General features: G+C 65.4%; 18 protein-coding genes and 1 tRNA gene. 7 read left to right on the forward strand and 12 right to left on the reverse strand.

Annotation, left to right across the window (positions count from 1 at the left end):
• Nucleotides 1-299: 299 nt before the first annotated feature.
• A complete protein-coding gene (locus BUB39_RS10100) occupies nt 300-1,157 on the reverse strand; it encodes a DUF3108 domain-containing protein (protein WP_073053028.1) in 858 nt (285 codons plus the stop codon).
• A gap of 273 nt (nt 1,158-1,430) precedes the next feature.
• Here BUB39_RS10100 and rpmB point away from each other — a divergent pair, with 273 nt between their 5' ends.
• Nucleotides 1,431-1,733 carry a 50S ribosomal protein L28 gene (rpmB, locus tag BUB39_RS10105; protein WP_073053029.1) on the forward strand — a complete coding sequence of 101 codons (303 nt, stop codon included), beginning with the start codon at nt 1,431-1,433 and terminating at the stop codon, nt 1,731-1,733.
• A 65-nt stretch (nt 1,734-1,798) separates the two neighbouring features.
• Here rpmB and BUB39_RS10110 read toward each other — a convergent pair whose 3' ends face one another.
• The 4 genes from BUB39_RS10110 to BUB39_RS10125 form a co-directional block, all read right to left on the reverse strand.
• On the reverse strand, nt 1,799-2,833 hold the full coding sequence (locus tag BUB39_RS10110) for an esterase-like activity of phytase family protein (protein WP_084527219.1): 1,035 nt from the start codon (nt 2,831-2,833) through the stop codon (nt 1,799-1,801).
• On the reverse strand, nt 2,830-4,725 hold the full coding sequence (cobT, locus tag BUB39_RS10115) for a cobaltochelatase subunit CobT (protein ID WP_073053030.1): 1,896 nt from the start codon (nt 4,723-4,725) through the stop codon (nt 2,830-2,832). Before cobT ends, BUB39_RS10110 begins: the two co-directional genes overlap by 4 nt.
• Nucleotides 4,726-4,738: 13 nt before the next feature.
• On the reverse strand, nt 4,739-5,725 hold the full coding sequence (cobS, locus tag BUB39_RS10120; RefSeq protein WP_073053031.1) for a cobaltochelatase subunit CobS: 987 nt from the start codon (nt 5,723-5,725) through the stop codon (nt 4,739-4,741).
• Nucleotides 5,726-5,817: 92 nt separating this feature from the next.
• The gene (locus BUB39_RS10125) at nt 5,818-6,435 is read right to left on the reverse strand and encodes a J domain-containing protein (protein WP_073053032.1); all 618 of its coding nucleotides are present in this window, start codon (nt 6,433-6,435) and stop codon (nt 5,818-5,820) included.
• Between the two features lie 70 nt (nt 6,436-6,505).
• Here BUB39_RS10125 and BUB39_RS10130 point away from each other — a divergent pair, with 70 nt between their 5' ends.
• Nucleotides 6,506-6,769, forward strand: coding sequence for a BolA family protein (locus BUB39_RS10130; RefSeq protein WP_073053033.1), 264 nt, complete (start codon nt 6,506-6,508; stop codon nt 6,767-6,769).
• A gap of 7 nt (nt 6,770-6,776) precedes the next feature.
• Here BUB39_RS10130 and BUB39_RS10135 read toward each other — a convergent pair whose 3' ends face one another.
• The 3 genes from BUB39_RS10135 to BUB39_RS10145 are packed head-to-tail and all read right to left on the reverse strand — an operon-like array spanning nt 6,777 to nt 9,226.
• On the reverse strand, nt 6,777-7,463 hold the full coding sequence (locus tag BUB39_RS10135; RefSeq protein WP_073053034.1) for a cyclic nucleotide-binding domain-containing protein: 687 nt from the start codon (nt 7,461-7,463) through the stop codon (nt 6,777-6,779).
• Between the two features lie 12 nt (nt 7,464-7,475).
• Nucleotides 7,476-8,603 carry a 3-dehydroquinate synthase gene (gene aroB / locus BUB39_RS10140; RefSeq protein ID WP_073053035.1) on the reverse strand — a complete coding sequence of 376 codons (1,128 nt, stop codon included), beginning with the start codon at nt 8,601-8,603 and terminating at the stop codon, nt 7,476-7,478.
• Entirely contained in the window at nt 8,600-9,226 is a 627-nt protein-coding gene (locus tag BUB39_RS10145; protein ID WP_073053036.1) for a shikimate kinase, read from the reverse strand. The genes aroB and BUB39_RS10145 overlap by 4 nt, the downstream gene beginning before the upstream one ends.
• A 162-nt stretch (nt 9,227-9,388) precedes the next feature.
• Here BUB39_RS10145 and BUB39_RS25465 point away from each other — a divergent pair, with 162 nt between their 5' ends.
• Nucleotides 9,389-9,535, forward strand: a complete 147-nt coding sequence (locus BUB39_RS25465) for a hypothetical protein (RefSeq protein WP_175561820.1) — start codon at nt 9,389-9,391, stop codon at nt 9,533-9,535.
• Between the two features lie 2 nt (nt 9,536-9,537).
• On the forward strand, nt 9,538-10,506 hold the full coding sequence (xerD, locus tag BUB39_RS10150; protein ID WP_073053037.1) for a site-specific tyrosine recombinase XerD: 969 nt from the start codon (nt 9,538-9,540) through the stop codon (nt 10,504-10,506).
• A gap of 4 nt (nt 10,507-10,510) precedes the next feature.
• On the opposite strand, the gene BUB39_RS10155 is transcribed toward xerD, so the two are convergent.
• Both BUB39_RS10155 and BUB39_RS10160 read right to left on the reverse strand, forming a co-directional pair.
• Complete coding sequence (locus tag BUB39_RS10155) at nt 10,511-11,146, reverse strand: NrsF family protein (RefSeq protein WP_073053038.1); 636 nt, start codon at nt 11,144-11,146, stop codon at nt 10,511-10,513.
• Nucleotides 11,147-11,162: 16 nt separating this feature from the next.
• Complete coding sequence (locus tag BUB39_RS10160; protein WP_073053039.1) at nt 11,163-11,711, reverse strand: sigma-70 family RNA polymerase sigma factor; 549 nt, start codon at nt 11,709-11,711, stop codon at nt 11,163-11,165.
• Nucleotides 11,712-11,901: 190 nt separating this feature from the next.
• Between BUB39_RS10160 and BUB39_RS10165 the strand changes: the two genes are divergently transcribed.
• Nucleotides 11,902-13,002 (forward strand): AI-2E family transporter, encoded by a 1,101-nt coding sequence (locus tag BUB39_RS10165; protein WP_073053040.1) that lies wholly within the window; start codon nt 11,902-11,904, stop codon nt 13,000-13,002.
• Nucleotides 13,003-13,111: 109 nt separating this feature from the next.
• Here BUB39_RS10165 and BUB39_RS10170 read toward each other — a convergent pair.
• A tRNA-Arg gene (locus BUB39_RS10170) sits at nt 13,112-13,188 on the reverse strand.
• 352 nt (nt 13,189-13,540) lie between these two features.
• Here BUB39_RS10170 and BUB39_RS10175 point away from each other — a divergent pair.
• Complete coding sequence (locus tag BUB39_RS10175) at nt 13,541-14,227, forward strand: thermonuclease family protein (RefSeq protein ID WP_210187060.1); 687 nt, start codon at nt 13,541-13,543, stop codon at nt 14,225-14,227.
• On the forward strand, nt 14,227-15,732 hold the full coding sequence (locus BUB39_RS10180; protein ID WP_084527222.1) for a M48 family metalloprotease: 1,506 nt from the start codon (nt 14,227-14,229) through the stop codon (nt 15,730-15,732). The genes BUB39_RS10175 and BUB39_RS10180 overlap by 1 nt, the downstream gene beginning before the upstream one ends.
• A 40-nt stretch (nt 15,733-15,772) precedes the next feature.
• Here BUB39_RS10180 and BUB39_RS10185 read toward each other — a convergent pair whose 3' ends face one another.
• Entirely contained in the window at nt 15,773-16,066 is a 294-nt protein-coding gene (locus BUB39_RS10185; protein WP_073053042.1) for a hypothetical protein, read from the reverse strand.
• Between the last annotated feature and the right edge of the window lie 6 nt (nt 16,067-16,072).

A 16,072-nucleotide genomic window follows, 5' to 3' on the forward strand; every position in this document is an offset into this window, starting at 1 on the left:
TCGGATGGAACCGGGTGTTCGCGTTACGTTTCACCCAGATCTGGTGCCAGCGCGACAGCCGGGCACAAGAGCGGCGCTCTAGCCTTTCTACGCTCGTCACCGGTTTCGATTGTGTCGTTAAGATTTGACGCAAATTCCGCGAACTTGTCCCACCGTGGCACGGACCACGTCTTAATCGAGTTTCATCGGCTCAATATCCGGGAGCTACCTAATAGATCATGCTCCTTCGATCGACATCGATGGAGCTGAGCATCCCGGCTCCGTGATGCCACTGGCGGCAATGTCAGACCGGGCCGAACTCAATTGGCGGCGGCTGCCCGCTCATCCCGGCCGGTGCTGGCGAACCGCGAAGCATGGATGGTCAGAACGCCTGCTTCCGTGCCGATCTGCATCCGGTAGGGAAGCATCAGTCCGATGTCCTCTGCCGGCGCCAGCCAGACCTCGAGATTGGTGTTGGCCTCCATGAACTTCACTTCCTCGCGGCTCGGCCGATGCCCGGCAACCGGCACATAACGCGCACCGCAGACATAGACGGTGCCGGAATAGGAGCCGTTCTCGCCCTTCACCTCGGCCGTCGACTTGTAGAACAGGCGGATATCGAAGCGCTGCCAACCATCGAAGACAGGGATGGTCCGATTGCAGGCACGCGCCATATCGCCCTTGTAGAGCGGCGCAATCATCGCGGAGAGCGGATCGACGATCTTGTGCTTGTGTTGCGGCAGCAGCGGCACCCGGTCAGCCTTGATCGGCAGCGGCGGCAGCGCGGCCACCGAGACGATCGTGCCCGAGCGCATGCGCATATTGACGACGCTTGAGGTCTGGCCGCTCTCCGTTGTGTCGAGATAGTAGTCGTTCGGCAGGACGGTCGTGCCCGCGATCTGGCCACTGCTCTTGAGAAGTCCGGTGCCGTCGGAGACCAGACGGCTGATGCCGCTGGTGGTGCCGCGGATCGTCATCGTGTAGCGGCTGCGCTCGACAGTTGCGTCCAACTTGAAGCGGCCGATCGTGATGCCGTTGAGGCCCATCGTATAGCTCGCCTCGACCTGGCCGCTGCGTGGCAGCGCCGTCGGCGCCCGCGCCGCGGCTGGAAAGCTGCCGGCCAGCGCCACCAGCATCACTGCGGGTCGCAGCATCCGGAACATCCGGCTCGGGATCATGGGGTTACTCCTCATCCGGACCGTGCGCGCCATCGCGGCCGTTCGCTGATCTCATGATTTCGTTAACCATGATGCGGGTCGTTTCTGACTAAAGTGTTAGCTTCAGTCTCGACATCGTCATTTTGCGTTCTGCATGACCTTCAGCTCGCGCAAGCAGCGAGGCCGCGCTTGACGTGCCGGGCTGCGGTGACTATGAGATGCGCCACTTATCCAGAATATGGCCGTGATGACTGCCGAGGCCGGCGCGCGCGGCGGAAGAGAAGGATCTTTGTTATGTCCCGTGTCTGCGAATTGACCGGCAAGGCGGTGATGACCGGCAATACCGTCAGCCATGCCAACAACAAGAGCCGTCGCCGCTATCTGCCGAACCTCGTCAACGTGACGCTGATCAGCGACGCGCTTGGCCAGAGCTTCAAGCTGCGCGTCAGCGCCTATGGCCTGCGCTCGGTCGAGCATCGTGGCGGCCTTGACGCCTTCCTCGCCAAGGCTGACGTCAGCGAGCTTTCGGCCAAGGCACAGCTTCTGAAGCGCCAGATCGCTAAGAAGACGGCTGCAACGGAAGCTGCTGCCGCCTGATCGGCAGCGGATCGAAGATTTGGAAAAGGCCGCCTCAGGGCGGCCTTTTCATTTCAGCTACTGGTTCACTCGGCCACGGCGACGGCTGGGCCGGTCCAGACGAATTCGAGCAGCAGCGTCCGCTGGAGGGGATTGAGATTGTCATCCGAGACGATCGTCACCCGGGTCTTGCCATCGGGATCAGTCGAAACGGCCAAGCCTTCCATATTGTCGATCTGCTCGGACATCGCGGCTTCGAGCGCCACGGGCCCGTCAAGCACGGCACCCGGGCGGATGGCATCGCCCGCGATACGACGTAGCCGCATATTGACGCCAATTGGCAGTGCCGAGACTTTGCGCTCCAGCAGCAATAGATCGCCATTCGGCATGAAGGCGCCGTCTGTCACGTCATAGTCGTCGCTGCGGACAATAGAGAAGGCGCCGGCCTGCTTGCCGCTGACGATGAAGGCGCGATGATTGCCGTCCGCGTCCAGCGAGCGCTCCGTGACCAACACGGGGGAACCGGCGAGTGGTCCACCCAGCGGCGCCACCGCGACCGTTTCCAGACCCTGATTGGCGACCAGCCCGCGCGCCGCGCGCGGCACCGCCACGATCTCCGCCCGCGCGAGCGCGGGGTCGCGGGTGAAGGCGTAGAATTTCAGGTCGTTGCTCTGCTCGAACGTCACGTAAGCGCCATTGCCGGAAGACGCGAGGCGCACCGATTCCGCATCAGAGCGAACGCGGCGCGTCAGCGGGCGCCCGCGGATGTCGCGCATCGGCCCCCACCGCGTCGCCTCGATGCCGGTCAGACGGCCGGCGTTGCGCACTAGGCGGCCGGAAAACCATTTGCCGCGGTCGGACACAGCAACGAAGTCCGTGCCATTGGGACGAACGTCAAACCCGGAAAGCCCGCCGAAGCCCTTCATTGGCGATGAAAGCACGAGCCCACCGCGAAATTCGAACTCGCCGAACTGCGTCTCCGGACTGACGCGCCCGAACGACGCGATCGGTTCGACATGGACGTCGATCGGCGCCATGCCAGGCTTGGTCTGGCTCGCCGCACCGGTAGCGGCAATCGGCAACACCGCCGCCAAGAATAGCGACAGGACGGCACGCCTCACCCGGCGCGCCTCCGCCGCATCTGGGGCGCGGCTGCGAGCGTCTTCTCGTCGAACAATTCGGCGAGCTTTTCGGTCATCGCGCCGGCAAGTTCCTCGGCATCGACGATGGTAACGGCGCGCTTGTAGTAACGCGTGACGTCATGACCGATGCCGATGGCGATCAGTTCGACCGGCGAGCGGTTCTCGATCTCGTCGATGACGAAGCGCAGATGCCGCTCAAGATAATTGCCGGTATTGACCGAAAGCGTTGAATCGTCGACCGGCGCGCCATCCGAGATCATCATCAGGATCTTGCGCTGCTCCGTCCGCACCAGCAGCCGCTGATGCGCCCAATCCAGCGCCTCGCCGTCGATGTTCTCCTTCAGCAGGCCCTCGCGCATCATCAGCCCGAGATTGCGCCGCGCACGCCGCCAGGGCGCGTCAGCCGCCTTGTAGATGATGTGGCGAAGGTCATTGAGCCGGCCCGGCGCCGCGGGCTTGCCGGCCTGCAGCCACGCCTCGCGCGACTGTCCGCCCTTCCAGGCCCGCGTCGTAAAGCCGAGGATTTCCACCTTGACGCCGCAACGCTCCAGCGTCCGCGCCAGGATATCCGCGCAGGTCGCGGCCACGGTGATCGGCCGGCCGCGCATCGAGCCTGAATTGTCGATCAGCAGCGTCACCACGGTGTCGCGGAAATCCGTGTCCTTCTCAATCTTGAAGGATAGCGGCTGCATCGGATCGGTGACGACGCGGTGAAGCCGCGCCGGATCGAGGATGCCTTCTTCGCGGTCGAAATCCCAGGAGCGGTTCTGCTGCGCCATCAGCCGGCGCTGCAGCCGGTTGGCAAGCCGACCGACCGCGCCCTGCAGATTGGCAAGCTGCTTGTCGAGGAAACCACGCAGCCGATCGAGCTCGGCGGAATCGCAGAGGTCCTCGGCCTTGATCGTTTCGTCAAAGCGAACCGTGAACGCCTTGTAGTCGGTCGTCGGCGTGGCTCGGAGTTGGGGCGGCTCAGGCCGGCGTTCCTCGCCGGCATCGCGCGCATCCTCGCTCTCGTCGCCTTCGCTCTCGTCCTCGGCGCCTGTCTCGGTCGTCTCGGTCTCGCCGGCGTCGGTTTCCTCGCCGCTCGCCTCGGAATCTTCCGAAGCCTCGCTTTCGGCCTGCTCGGACTGGTCCGAGCCGCTTTCCTGCTCAGCGCCCGAATCCTCGGATGCTTCGCCGTTCTCCTCATTGTCGTCGTCGTCGCCCTCGCCGAGTTCATCGCCCATTTCGAGCGAGGCGAGCAGCGAGCGGACTGCGGAGGCGAAGCGACGCTGGTCGCCGACGGTCGTTTCCAGCCGTGCAAAGCCGTCGCCGGCCTTGTCTTCGATCCAGTCACGCCAGAGATCGACGATCCGGCGGCTTGATTCGGGAGGCGGCAGCCCCGTCAGCTTCTCGCGCACGAGCAGCGACACGGCATCCTCGAGCGGCGCCTCGGCGCGTTCGGTGATGTCCTGGAAATTGCCGCGGTGATAGCGGTCCTCCAGCATCGCGGCGAGATTGCCGGCAACGCCATCCATCCGCCGCGCGCCGATCGCTTCGACGCGGGCCTGCTCGACCGCATCGAACACCGCGCGGGCATTCTTGCCCTCGGGCGCGACGGACCGGTGCAGCGCTTGGTCATGGCAGGCGAGGCGAAGCGCCATCGAATCGCCGAGCCCGCGCGTCACCGCGATCTCTTGCGCCGTCGGCTTGCGTCCGGGCTCGGGCAGCCGCGCCCGAAGGCCCGTCAGCACCGGCCGGTCATTGGAGAAGGTGACTTCGAGATCGGCCTTGCCGGAGATCGCGCGCACGCAGCCGGCCACCGCGCGCTTCAGCGGCTCGATCGCCGCTTCGCCCGGCTTTGGCTTCGGATCACTGTTGGAGCCGCTCATTGCGCGCGCCGCATCAGGACAGAACGACGTTGGCCGCCGACTCGGTCAGTTCCTCGCCGAACGCCCGCTGGTAGAATTCGGCCACCAGCGACCGCTCAAGCTCGTCGCATTTGTTGAGGAACGTGACGCGGAAGGCGAAGGCAATATCGCCGAAGATCTCGGCATTCTCGGCCCAGGTGATGACCGTGCGCGGGCTCATCACAGTGGAGAGATCGCCATTGACGAAGGCGGAGCGGGTCATGTCGGCGAGGCGGACCATGCGACCGACCAGCGCGCGGCCCTTGGCGTCGGCAAAATGCTTGGCTTTCGAAAGGACGATGCCGACCTCGTTGTCATGCGGCAGATAGTTCAGCGTGGTCACGATCGACCAGCGGTCCATCTGCGCCTGGTTGATCTGCTGCGTGCCGTGATAGAGGCCCGACGTATCGCCGAGGCCGACCGTATTGGCGGTGGCGAACAGGCGGAATGCCGGATGCGGACGGATGACACGGTTCTGGTCGAGCAGCGTCAACCGGCCCGAGGATTCGAGCACGCGCTGGATCACGAACATCACGTCGGGCCGCCCGGCGTCATATTCGTCGAACACCAGCGCGACATTGTGCTGATAGGCCCAAGGCAGGATGCCGTCGCGGAACTCGGTGACCTGCAGGCCGTCCTTGATGACGATCGCGTCCTTGCCGATGAGGTCGATACGGCTGATATGGCTGTCGAGGTTGACGCGGATGCACGGCCAGTTGAGGCGGGCGGCGACCTGCTCGATATGCGTCGATTTGCCCGTGCCGTGATAGCCGGTCACCATCACGCGGCGGTTGCGCGCGAAGCCCGCGAGGATCGCAAGGGTGGTGACGCGGTCGAACAGATAGTCCGGATCCGCATCCGGGACATGCTCGTTCGCCGCCGAATAAGCGGGAACGATGAGATCGCTCTCGAAGCCGAACGTCTCCTTGACCGACACCTCGGTGTCCGGAAGGGCCGTGCGGTCGCTCGTGGTATCAGTCATGTTGGCTCCGTCGCGTCCAAGGGACGCTTTCGGTCGGTTTCGCGTCGGAAGGGACCGGGATTGAAGATGGCCAGGAGAGGCCGTTTTTCGTTCTAGCAGAAGCCGGCGGCCTTGAGGAAGTTGTAAGCCTGGATGATTTCGCGAAGGCGGTCTTCGGAACCGCGATCGCCGCCATTGGCATCCGGGTGATAGAGCTTCACCAATTGCTTGTAGCGCGCCTTGATCGCTTCGGCTGCTTCGCCGCCTTCGAGATCGAGCGTGTCGAACGCCTTGCGCTCCAGCGTCTTCAGATGGCGCTTCGGCGTCTCCTCAGGCGGCGGCTTGAACCCGCGCTCGAACATGTCGAACGGATCGCGGATGCCGCCGGTCCAGTCGCTCGCCGCAGTGCGGCGGACATTCTCGCGCTTCTCGCCGGCGCTGTTGACGCCCATGGTCCAGGTCGGGCGATGCCCCGTCAGCGAATCCTTCTGATAGGCGGCGATCGCGTCGTCGCCCATGCCGGAAAAGTAGTTGTACGACTTGTTGTAGAGACGGACGTGATCGATGCAGAAGTGGTGATACTCGCCTTCGCGGTTCCGCCCCTTCGGTGCCTTGTGCGTGCCCGGCCGGTCGCAACCCGCCCAGCTGCACTGGGTGGTCGACTCCTTCAGCATCGCGTCGCCATCCGGCTTGATGCGGATGCGGTCGAAGATTTTTGAATCGAGCTTCATCGGCTGATTATGCTAGCCACCCATCGCCCGAACAAGGCGATGTTTGGAATGGGGTGAACGGGAGAGAGCGATGGATACCAGGGACCGGATCGCCAAGGTGCTCACGGAAGCCCTGCAGCCGGCACGTCTAGATGTGATCGACGAGTCGCATTTGCACAAGGGCCATCATGGCGCACGGCCGGGTGGAGAGACGCATTACCGGGTCAAGATCGCCGCCGAGGCCTTTCGCGGCAAGAGCCGGATCGAGATGCACCGGACAATCAACGCCCTGCTCGCCGACGAGCTCGCCGCCGGCGTGCACGCGCTCGCCATCGAAGCCGCGGCGGCCGAATGACCAGCCGCTAGGCGCGCGTCTTCTGACGACCCGCGGCCAGCAGCTTCTTCGCCAGCGCCCTGCCCATCGCGTGATAGATCCCGGCAGAGATGCGCGGATCCGCCTGGCCGGCCAGTCGGAGTTGCTCGGTGTCGAGCGCGATCACCTGAAGCGGCCCCGCCGCGCGGATCGTCGCCGTCGACGGCGCGTCGGCCAGGAAGGCAACCTCGCCGATGAACGCGCCGCGCCCGAGCCGGGCTGCTATCCTGCCGCCAAGCTCGACCTGCGCCTTGCCCGCGGCAACGAGATAGATCGCACGGACGGCCTCGCCCGTGTTGATCAGCACGGAACCATCGTCAAGATCGACCAGTTCGCCGAATTCGACCAGCCGAGACAGTTCCTCGTCGTCGAGATCGGCAAGGCTGTCACGCAGCAGCGCGCCGCCAGGGACCGCGTCGACGATCCGCCGCGCGGCCAGAAGCGCCTTCAGGCGATAGAGATTGATCGCGATGAACAGGCTCATCCAGGCGATGCCGGTATAGAGCGGCGTCGGGGTCAGCGCGAAATAGACGATCAGGAAGGCGAAGGAGAGGATCAGGAAGACGCGCAGCCAGAGGATATTCGTCAGGAACAGCGACACCGCCATCAGCAGAAAGCCGATATGGCCGGGGATATCGATCCGGTTGCCGAAAAAGAGGCTCAATATGTCGAGCATCGCCGCTCCCGCTCAAAGGCTGTCGGCGAGGAAATCCCGGACGGCGGCCGGGGGCACGTCCTTCGCGATGAAAGCCTTGCCGACGCCATGTGTCAGGATGAAGGTCAGCGTACCGCGCGAGACCTTCTTGTCCTGCGCGATCAGCGCCATCAAGCCGTCGGCATCGGGCAGCGTACCTTCAATGTCAGCCAGTTCGGTGGGCAGTCCGACTCCGGCCAGATGCGCTGTGACCCGCGCCGCGTCGTCGGGCGAGGCAAGGTTCATCCGCGCCGAGAAGCGATGCGCCAGCACCATGCCGATCGCGACGCCTTCGCCATGCACGAGGCGCTGCGAATAACCGGTCGCCGCCTCGAGCGCATGGCCGAAAGTGTGGCCGAGATTGAGCAGCGCCCGTTCGCCAGTCTCGTGTTCGTCCGCCGCAACGACGCGCGCCTTGGCCCGGCAACTCGTCGCCACCGCATGCTCGCGCTCTGGCCCGCCGGAAAAGACGCCGCGCCAGTTCGCCTCCAACCAGGCGAAGAAGCCCGGATCGTCGATCAGCCCGTATTTCGCCACTTCGGCATAGCCGGCCCTGAGTTCGCGCGGCGGCAGCGTATCGAGCACGCCCGTGTCCGCGATGACGAGGCTCGGCTGGTGGAAGGCGCCGACGAGATTTTTGCCTTCCGGCGTATTGATGCCGGTCTTGCCGCCGACGGAGCTGTCGACCTGCGCGAGCAGCGAGGTCGGCAATTGCACGAAGCGCATGCCGCGCCGCACGATCGCCGCGGCAAAGCCGGCGAGATCGCCGACGACGCCGCCGCCAAGCGCGATGACGACATCGCCGCGCTCCAGCCGCGCGGCGAGAACCGCGCGGACGACATGTTCGAGATTGGCGAAATTCTTGGTGCCCTCGCCGGGCTCAACCTCGACAGCGACGGAGCCGATGCCGGCCGCGTTAAGCACGCGGGAAAGATCGGCGCTGTAGAGCCCGCCGACGTTCCGGTCGCTGACAATGGCAGCGCGAACACGTGGCAGCCGGCGGGCGATTTCGGCGCCGGCCGAGGCGATGAGGCCACGACCGATCAGGATGTCATAGGAACGGTCGCTGAGTGCGACGCCGACGCGGATCGGTTCGACGAGCGGCGGGGATAATGTTGTCACGTCGGAGGCCTTTCGGATACGTCTTCGGCGCTGGGAGAGCCGCCCGCCAGGAAGCCGGCAAGGGCCGACAGGGTCTCCTCGGCAACGATTTCATGTGGCACGTCGCGGGAGACGACATGGATATCGGCGGTCGCGTAGACGGGATAGCGCTCATCCATCAGCCGTCGCATCGTCGCTTCGGGATCCTCGGTATGGAGCAGCGGCCGGTTGGAGCGCTTGCGCACGCGCGCCATCAGGATATCGAGATCGGCGCGTAGCCAGATCGAGACGGCGCCAACTGCGATCGCCGCCCGCGTCTCCGGGCTCATGAACGCCCCGCCGCCGGTCGCCAGCACCTTCGCCCGCTTGTCGAGCAACCGTCGGATCACGCGCCGCTCGCCGTCACGGAAATAGGCCTCGCCATGCTTGGCGAAGATCTCGGGAATGGTGGCGGCGGCCGCCTTCTCGATTTCGGCATCGGCGTCAACGAAAGGCAGCTGCAGCCGCGCGGCGATACGCTTGCCGACCGAGGTCTTGCCGGCGCCCATCAGGCCGACAAGGACGATCGCTCGCCCGCCGAGCCGTTCGACCAGCTCAGCGACCGATCTCGCCGCATCCTCGCTTCGTATCGCGTCCTGTTGCATCCCTGCCCGCCGCCTCCGCCAATACGGACAAAAGAGGTAGAGCCGCAGCGGACGCGTGCTGTCAAGCGAGGCCGGCCGTGCGCGCCATGGTGCTTGCCAGCGGCGCGCAGCGTGCCATAAGCAGGATATCAGACTGGAACCCCGCGCCGGGACAGAGCCCGCATGCCGACGCTGTCGCGTTTCATCATGGTCCTGATCGTGCTGGGCCTCGCTGCCTTCGGTGCCGTCTATGCCCTAGCGACCTTCGTCGAGCCGAAGCAGCGGGAAATCACCATCCGCATCCCGACCGACAAGCTGTTGAAAGACTGATCATGGACCGCGAATCGCCAGCGCCGCCCGCCTTCCTGAGCGATCTCGAATCCTTCCTGGAAATGATGAGCGCCGAGCGCGGGGCCTCACCCAACACGCTCTCCTCCTATCGCCGCGACATCGAGGACTATGCGGGCTTCCTCGCGCGCCGCAGGTCCAATGTCCGCAGCGCCGACGCGGCCCAGTTGCGCGCCTATCTCGCCGAACTGGAAGCGCGCGGCTTTGCCGCTTCGTCGGCGGCGCGCCGGCTCTCGGCTATCCGCCAGTTGCATCGATTCCTGTTTGCCGAAGGCATCCGTAAAGACGACCCTTCGGGCATCATCGCCGGCCCGAAGCGCAAGCCCGCGCTGCCGAAGATCATGTCGGAGGCCGAGGTCGACCGGCTGCTCGAGACCGCCGAGGCAGCGATCGGCCGGGCGGAAACCCCTGCAGCGGCCCTGAAGGCTGCACGTCTCGTCGCCTTGCTCGAAACGCTTTACGCGTCGGGTCTTCGTGTTTCCGAACTGGTGGCGCTACCGGCTTCGGCCGCACGACCCGACCTTCGCATGCTGATGGTCCGCGGTAAGGGCGGCAAGGAGCGCGTCGTGCCGCTGACGGCGCGCGCCCGCGAGGCGATCGCCCGCTTCATGGCACTTCGCCGTGCTGCCGAGGGTGATCGGCCGGCAGGTCCTTGGCTATTTCCGGCGATCAGCGAAAGCGGCACGCTCACCCGTCAGGCCTTTGCGCGCGAAATGAAGGAGCTGGCAAGCGCCGCCGGCATCAAGCCGGAACGCATCTCGCCCCACGTGCTCCGCCATGCCTTTGCCAGCCATCTGCTGCAGAACGGCGCCGATCTCCGCATCGTCCAGCAATTGCTCGGCCATGCCGACATCTCGACGACGCAGATCTATACCCATGTCCTCGAGGACCGCCTGCGCAGCCTCGTGACCGACCATCATCCACTGGCGCGCGCCGGCGAGATCGACGCCTGATCGCCTACCAGGCGAGGACGCGGCGGCCTATCAGGGCGCCGGCTAGGGTGAGCGCGGCGATGCCGATTCCATACCAGACCAGCACGAACAGCGGCGAATCGTCGGTGCAGTGGAGCGCATAGAGCGCCGCCCCGAGGCCGCCCGCGGCAAGCCCGGCACAAGCACCGGCAAGGCCCGGGCGCGTCGGTGCGCCCTTGCGCATCGCTAGAAGCAGCGCCACGAGGATCGGCGCGCCCATCAGCGGCACGAGAACCATGCAGTAGCGGGCATTGTGACCGATGAGGCCCGGCATCCAGGTTTCGGGTGGCGTCACGCCGAGCACGGCGGCGATACCGAGCGCCATCATTCCGCCCGGGACGAGAAGTGCGATCACCGCCGGGACGGCCTTGATGCCAGGACGCGCGAGCCGCAACAGCAGCACGAGTGCGACGACAGCGAGGCTCAGCGTCAAGGCGAATTTGAACGGCAACCAAGGTGTCGCCAGCATCGGCAGGAAGTCCGCCCTGACGCGAAGCAGCAGCACGAAAAGCAGCCCGGCGACGGCAAACCCTGCCGGCAGCAGCATCGTGACGGCCCGACCCGGGCTCGCTTCGCGCGTAGTGTCGGCAGCGAGGCCGCGAATAAGATCGTCCGTCCTCATGTCCTGAACCTCGCCATCAATCCTGTGCCCTCAGCCGGGACGCAAGGCTCGCGAAGCCGCGATGCAGCGCGACCCGCACGGCACCCGGCGTCATTCCGTGCTTCCGCGCCGCCTCGGCAACGGAGGCACCCTCGACGGCCACTGCCCGCAGGACCGCGCGCTGCTTCGTCGGCAGTTCGGCGAGATGGCGCTCGACGTCCGCGGCATCGGTTCCAGGCCGCTCTTCGGCGGCCGGCAGGATGTCGGCGAAGTCCTCGATCGGTATCTCGATCCGCCGGCCACGCTTGCGCACATGATCGATCAGCTTGTTGCGCGCCACCGTGAACAGCCACGGCCCGAACGGGTCGCTCGTCCGCCAAGTGTGTCGCTTCAGGTGAATCGCCAGCAACGTCTCCTGCACGATGTCCTCACATGCGTCGACCGACTGGCCCATGCCGGCAAGGCGTCTCCGCACAGATGCGCGAAGCGCCGGCGCAAGCTCGCGCAAAAGGCTCTCATAGGCGGCTTGGTCACCGGCAAGGGCGCTACGCATGAGGGACGCCCATGCCTCTTCGCGATCGATCATCAAATGCTTCCGAAGGCCTGTTCGTCCGCAAGACCCGGATCGTTACATGAAGGACAGGTTTTTTCCCGCTTTTCCTTGCCTTTAGCACAGAACCAAACGCCGCCGAGCGCAGATGGATCGAAACTCATGGTGGCGCATTGTTACGGACGCGTGGCACGGGGGCCCCGCGATAATCATCGGGTGCAGAGCGATGTCGGACCCTATCGTCAAGTTCGAGGTGCCGACGACGGAAACACGTCCGATCGAGTCGCCGGACCTCACGGCGCCCGACGGCCCGCTGCCCTCCGATCCGAAAGTCGTCCTTCAGACGGTGATGCTATTCATCGCCGTCATGGCCGTTTGTTATTTCGCTTCGGCGATCATCCTGCCGATCGTTCTGGCCTTCGTTCTCAAGATGCTGCTGCAGCCGGGCATGCGCGCCTTTGATCGGGTGCGCATTCCGCGCAGCATCGCTGCGCTGCTTTTGATCATCGGCGTCTTTGCCGTGATCGTTGCGCTCGGCGCCGCGATGTCAGGACCGGCCGCCGACTGGGCCGGCAAGCTACCTGAGGGCATGGCGAGACTGGAGGAACGGCTGAAATTCCTCGCGCGCCCGCTGCACACGCTGCAGACCTTCCTCAGCCAGTTCGACGGCAACGCGTCTTCGAGCGATGGGCCTTCGCTCTCCGCCACCCTGATGAAGGGTACACAGCATTTCGCGTCCGGCTTCTTCGAGACGTTGCTCGTCCTCTATTTCCTGCTGATCTCCGGCGACACGTTCCTGCGCCGCCTTGTCGAGATCGTGCCGAATTTCCGCGACAAGCGCCGCGTCGTTGAGATGTCGCAGCAGATCGAAGACAATGTCTCGGCCTATCTGATCACCATCACCGTCATGAACGCGCTGGTCGGCGTCGCGACCGGCGTCGCGATGTATCTCTGCGGCCTCGGCGACCCGCTTCTATGGGGTGCCATCGCCTTCGCCTTGAACTATGTCCCGATCATGGGACCTGCAGCTGGTGTGGCGCTGTTCCTGATGGCGGGCCTCCTGACCATCGATCCGCTCTTGCAGGCGTTGCTTCCGGCTGGGCTCTATCTGCTGATCCATCTCATCGAAGGAGAGAGCGTCACGCCGATGCTGCTCGCTCGGCGCTTCACGCTCAATCCGGTGCTGGTGATCATCTCGCTGATCTTCTGGTTCTGGATGTGGGGCGTCCCCGGCGCGATCCTCGCCGTGCCCATGCTGGCCATCGCCAAGATCGTCTGCGACGGCGTCAAGCCGCTCAATCCGCTCGGTCGCTTCCTCGAAGGCTGAACACAGGCAACAGCGTGTCAGCCTTGCAAAGGGTCGCAGCGACGCCCGCCGCGATACGCCAGTCCCCGGCGGCAAGTAGCAACCGCATGCGATCGGCCGGAGTGGGAAATGGCGTCCCGGAAGGGATTCGAACCCCTGACCTACGGTTTAGGAAACCGTTGCTCTATCCTGCTGAGCTACCGGGACGCGGAGATCGTCCCTCTAGCATAGACGTTGCGCCGCGTGCACCCCCGCCGACTGATCGCCCGACAGGAAATCATGCCATCATGACCACGAAAACGGTCTCTTCGGCAGGTGTTGCAGCGTTGCGACGCGGCGGCGACACTGGCTGCGAAAGCGCCATCGCGGGTTCAGCGCGCGGTCGCGCCGTGCAAAACTGACACTTATGGGCGAAACTTCTTTCCCCACGAAATGGCTGGCCTGGCGGCCCGGCACAGTCAGACTGATGCTGGTGCTGTCCTTCGCTCCGATGGCAGCGCCGGCTCTCGCGAGAGCAGAGTGCATCCTTCAGCCAGGCGACGGCGGAACAGTTGCCGCGGTGATCGATGGCGCCACGCTGCGGCTGGACGACGGCCTTGTCGTCCGCCTCGCCGGGATCGCCGCGCCCGAGCCGCCGCTCGCGGCGACGCCGCCGGCCTGGCCACTTGCCGCAGCCTCGCGCGAAGCGCTCGTACGGCTTGCGCTCGGCAAGGATGTTGCACTCGAGTTCCCAGGCGCAGATCGTGATCGCTATGGCCGCGCCGTCGCGGTCGTGACCGCGGAGGGGGCAGCCGGATCGCTGGCCGAAGCCCTCCTCGCCGAGGGTCTCGCGCGCGTGATGCCGGGAGATGAGGCCTCAGACTGCCTGTCCCCGTTGTTCGCAACTGAACGTGAGGCTCGCGAAAAGCGGCTTGGCCTTTGGGCCGATCCGTATTACGCCATCCGCGCGGCGCGCGACCCGGCCCTTGTCGATCGGGCTGACGCTTACGATCTGGTGGAAGGGCGCGTTGTTTCCGTCGGCGTCCGCGGCAGGGTCGCCTATCTCGATTTCGGCAGGGACTGGCGAACAGATTTTACGGCGGTGGTGGTCGAGCCCGCGGGCGAGGCGCTTGCGGCGCTCGGACGGGCGCCGGTGTCGCTCAAGGGCCGTCAGGTCCGGCTGCGCGGCTGGATCGAACGACATGACGGACCGAGCCTCCGGGTGACCAATCCCGCGCAGCTTGAACTGTTGGACGACGGTGATTGATGGCGAATGATAGCGCTGTAGGCGGCAACATCTCCGGGACGGCCAGGCGGCGGCCCGGGATCGCGGCAGCGCTTCTTGCCGCGATTTTGCTCGCCGGTTGCACCACGGCCTCGCTGGAGGGCACTTACGGCCCGCCGCCGACAGTCGCCGGAGCGCCGACGCAGCCGCCTGTCGATCCCGAGCAGGCCCGCATCGGCGCCGAGCAGCATCCGCGCATCGTCGCGAGCTACGGCGGCGTCTATCATGACGACAAGCTGGAACAGACGCTGGCCCGCATCGTCGGCCGCGCCGTCGCTGCTTCGGATGATCCCTCGCAGTCCTACCGCATCACGATCCTCAACAGCCCCTCGGTCAACGCTTTCGCGCTGCCGGGCGGTTATCTCTATGTGACGCGCGGCCTGCTGGCGCTTGCCAATGATTCTTCGGAAGTCGCAGCGGTGATCGCGCACGAGATGGGCCACGTCACCGCCAATCACGCCATGCAGCGCCAGAACAAGGCGCAGGCCGCCGTCATCGTCAGCCGCGTCGTTACCGACGTGTTGCAGGACGGCGATGCCGGCAAGGTGGCACTCGCTTCCAGCCAGCGCACGCTCGCCGCCTTCTCGCAGCAGCAGGAGCTCGAGGCCGACGCAATCGGCGTGCGTACCATCGGCAAGGCCGGATACGATCCTTTCGCTGCCGCGCGCTTCCTCGATCTCATGGGGCGCTATTCCGCCTACAAGTCGGCCGGCACCGTGCAGGACAAGCGGCCCGACTTCCTCGCCAGCCATCCGGCAACGCCGCAGCGGGTCGAGCTCGCGATCCGTGCCGCGCGGCAGTTCGGCGCGCCCGGGATCGGCGAGGTCGATCGCGACCGCTACCTCGCCGGGATCAATGGCATCGTCTATGGCGATGACCCGTCGCAGGGCTTCGTGCGCGGCAAGACCTTCATGCATCCGAGCCTCGGCGTCGGCTTTACCGTTCCCGATGGCTTCGTGCTCGACAATACCAGCGATGCGGTGCTTGCGACCGGACCCGACGGAACGGCGCTGCGCTTCGATGGCGCCAATTTGCCGGCCGGCTCATCGCTCTCCGCCTATATCGCGTCCGGCTGGGTCAACGGCCTCGACACGACGACGATCAAGACCTTCACGGTCAACGGGCTCGAGGCGGCGTCCGCCCGCGCCGAAGCCAAGGGGTGGGTGTTTCGCATCGCCGTCATCCGCGTCGGCGACAGCGCAACCTATCGCTTCATCTTTGCCAATGAGAGCGACACGCCGGGCCTCGAAAGGGCCGCCGATGCAACCGTCGCCAGTTTCCGGCGCCTGACGCCGCAGGAGGCCGCCGCGCTTCAGCCGCTGCGCATTCGCGTCGTGACGGTGCAACCCGGCGATACGATCGCCTCGATGGCAGCCAAGATGCGAGGTGTCGAGCGGCCGGAGGATCTCTTCCTGATCCTGAATGACATCAAGCCGGGCACAGGACTTCCCGCCGTAGGCGAGAAGGTCAAGATCGTCGGGGAATAGCGGCGGCGAGTCAGGGAGCTGTCGGCAGGCGAAGGATCGCTTAGAGCGCTTTGACGCCGCGGTATTTCCGGTAGAGCACGATGAACACGGCGGCGAAGAACAGTGCCGCCGCAGCGTCGACAATGACCGTCAGCAGAAACTCATAAGGCTGGTCGGCATAGAAAAGCACACCCCGGCGGCCATAGAGCCAGCCCTGCGTCGCCGCCAGCCCGAGCTGCAGGACGGAGAACGCGGTTGCCACGGCAGCAAAGGCGAGAACGGTGATCGACCCGAACGGCATCTGCCGGAACTCCTGGATGAGGGCGTGCCGGGCATCCGGCCAATCGAGCGCCACGGCGGG

The organism is Kaistia soli DSM 19436 (genome assembly GCF_900129325.1).
GTDB lineage: Bacteria > Pseudomonadota > Alphaproteobacteria > Rhizobiales > Kaistiaceae > Kaistia > Kaistia soli.

Excerpts from the sequence above, each read along its gene's own strand:
- BUB39_RS10145 (WP_073053036.1), bottom strand. The coding sequence starts at position 9,226 with ATGCAACAGGACGCGATACGAAGCGAGGATGCGGCGAGATCGGTCGCT.
- BUB39_RS10125 (WP_073053032.1), bottom strand. The coding sequence starts at position 6,435 with ATGAAGCTCGATTCAAAAATCTTCGACCGCATCCGCATCAAGCCGGAT.
- BUB39_RS10160 (WP_073053039.1), bottom strand. The coding sequence starts at position 11,711 with ATGATCGATCGCGAAGAGGCATGGGCGTCCCTCATGCGTAGCGCCCTT.
- BUB39_RS10165 (WP_073053040.1), top strand. The coding sequence starts at position 11,902 with ATGTCGGACCCTATCGTCAAGTTCGAGGTGCCGACGACGGAAACACGT.
- rpmB (WP_073053029.1), top strand. The coding sequence starts at position 1,431 with ATGTCCCGTGTCTGCGAATTGACCGGCAAGGCGGTGATGACCGGCAAT.
- cobT (WP_073053030.1), bottom strand. The coding sequence starts at position 4,725 with ATGAGCGGCTCCAACAGTGATCCGAAGCCAAAGCCGGGCGAAGCGGCG.
- xerD (WP_073053037.1), top strand. The coding sequence starts at position 9,538 with ATGGACCGCGAATCGCCAGCGCCGCCCGCCTTCCTGAGCGATCTCGAA.
- BUB39_RS10135 (WP_073053034.1), bottom strand. The coding sequence starts at position 7,463 with ATGCTCGACATATTGAGCCTCTTTTTCGGCAACCGGATCGATATCCCC.
- BUB39_RS10100 (WP_073053028.1), bottom strand. The coding sequence starts at position 1,157 with ATGATCCCGAGCCGGATGTTCCGGATGCTGCGACCCGCAGTGATGCTG.
- BUB39_RS25465 (WP_175561820.1), top strand. The coding sequence starts at position 9,389 with ATGCCGACGCTGTCGCGTTTCATCATGGTCCTGATCGTGCTGGGCCTC.
- cobS (WP_073053031.1), bottom strand. The coding sequence starts at position 5,725 with ATGACTGATACCACGAGCGACCGCACGGCCCTTCCGGACACCGAGGTG.
- BUB39_RS10155 (WP_073053038.1), bottom strand. The coding sequence starts at position 11,146 with ATGAGGACGGACGATCTTATTCGCGGCCTCGCTGCCGACACTACGCGC.
- BUB39_RS10130 (WP_073053033.1), top strand. The coding sequence starts at position 6,506 with ATGGATACCAGGGACCGGATCGCCAAGGTGCTCACGGAAGCCCTGCAG.
- BUB39_RS10180 (WP_084527222.1), top strand. The coding sequence starts at position 14,227 with ATGGCGAATGATAGCGCTGTAGGCGGCAACATCTCCGGGACGGCCAGG.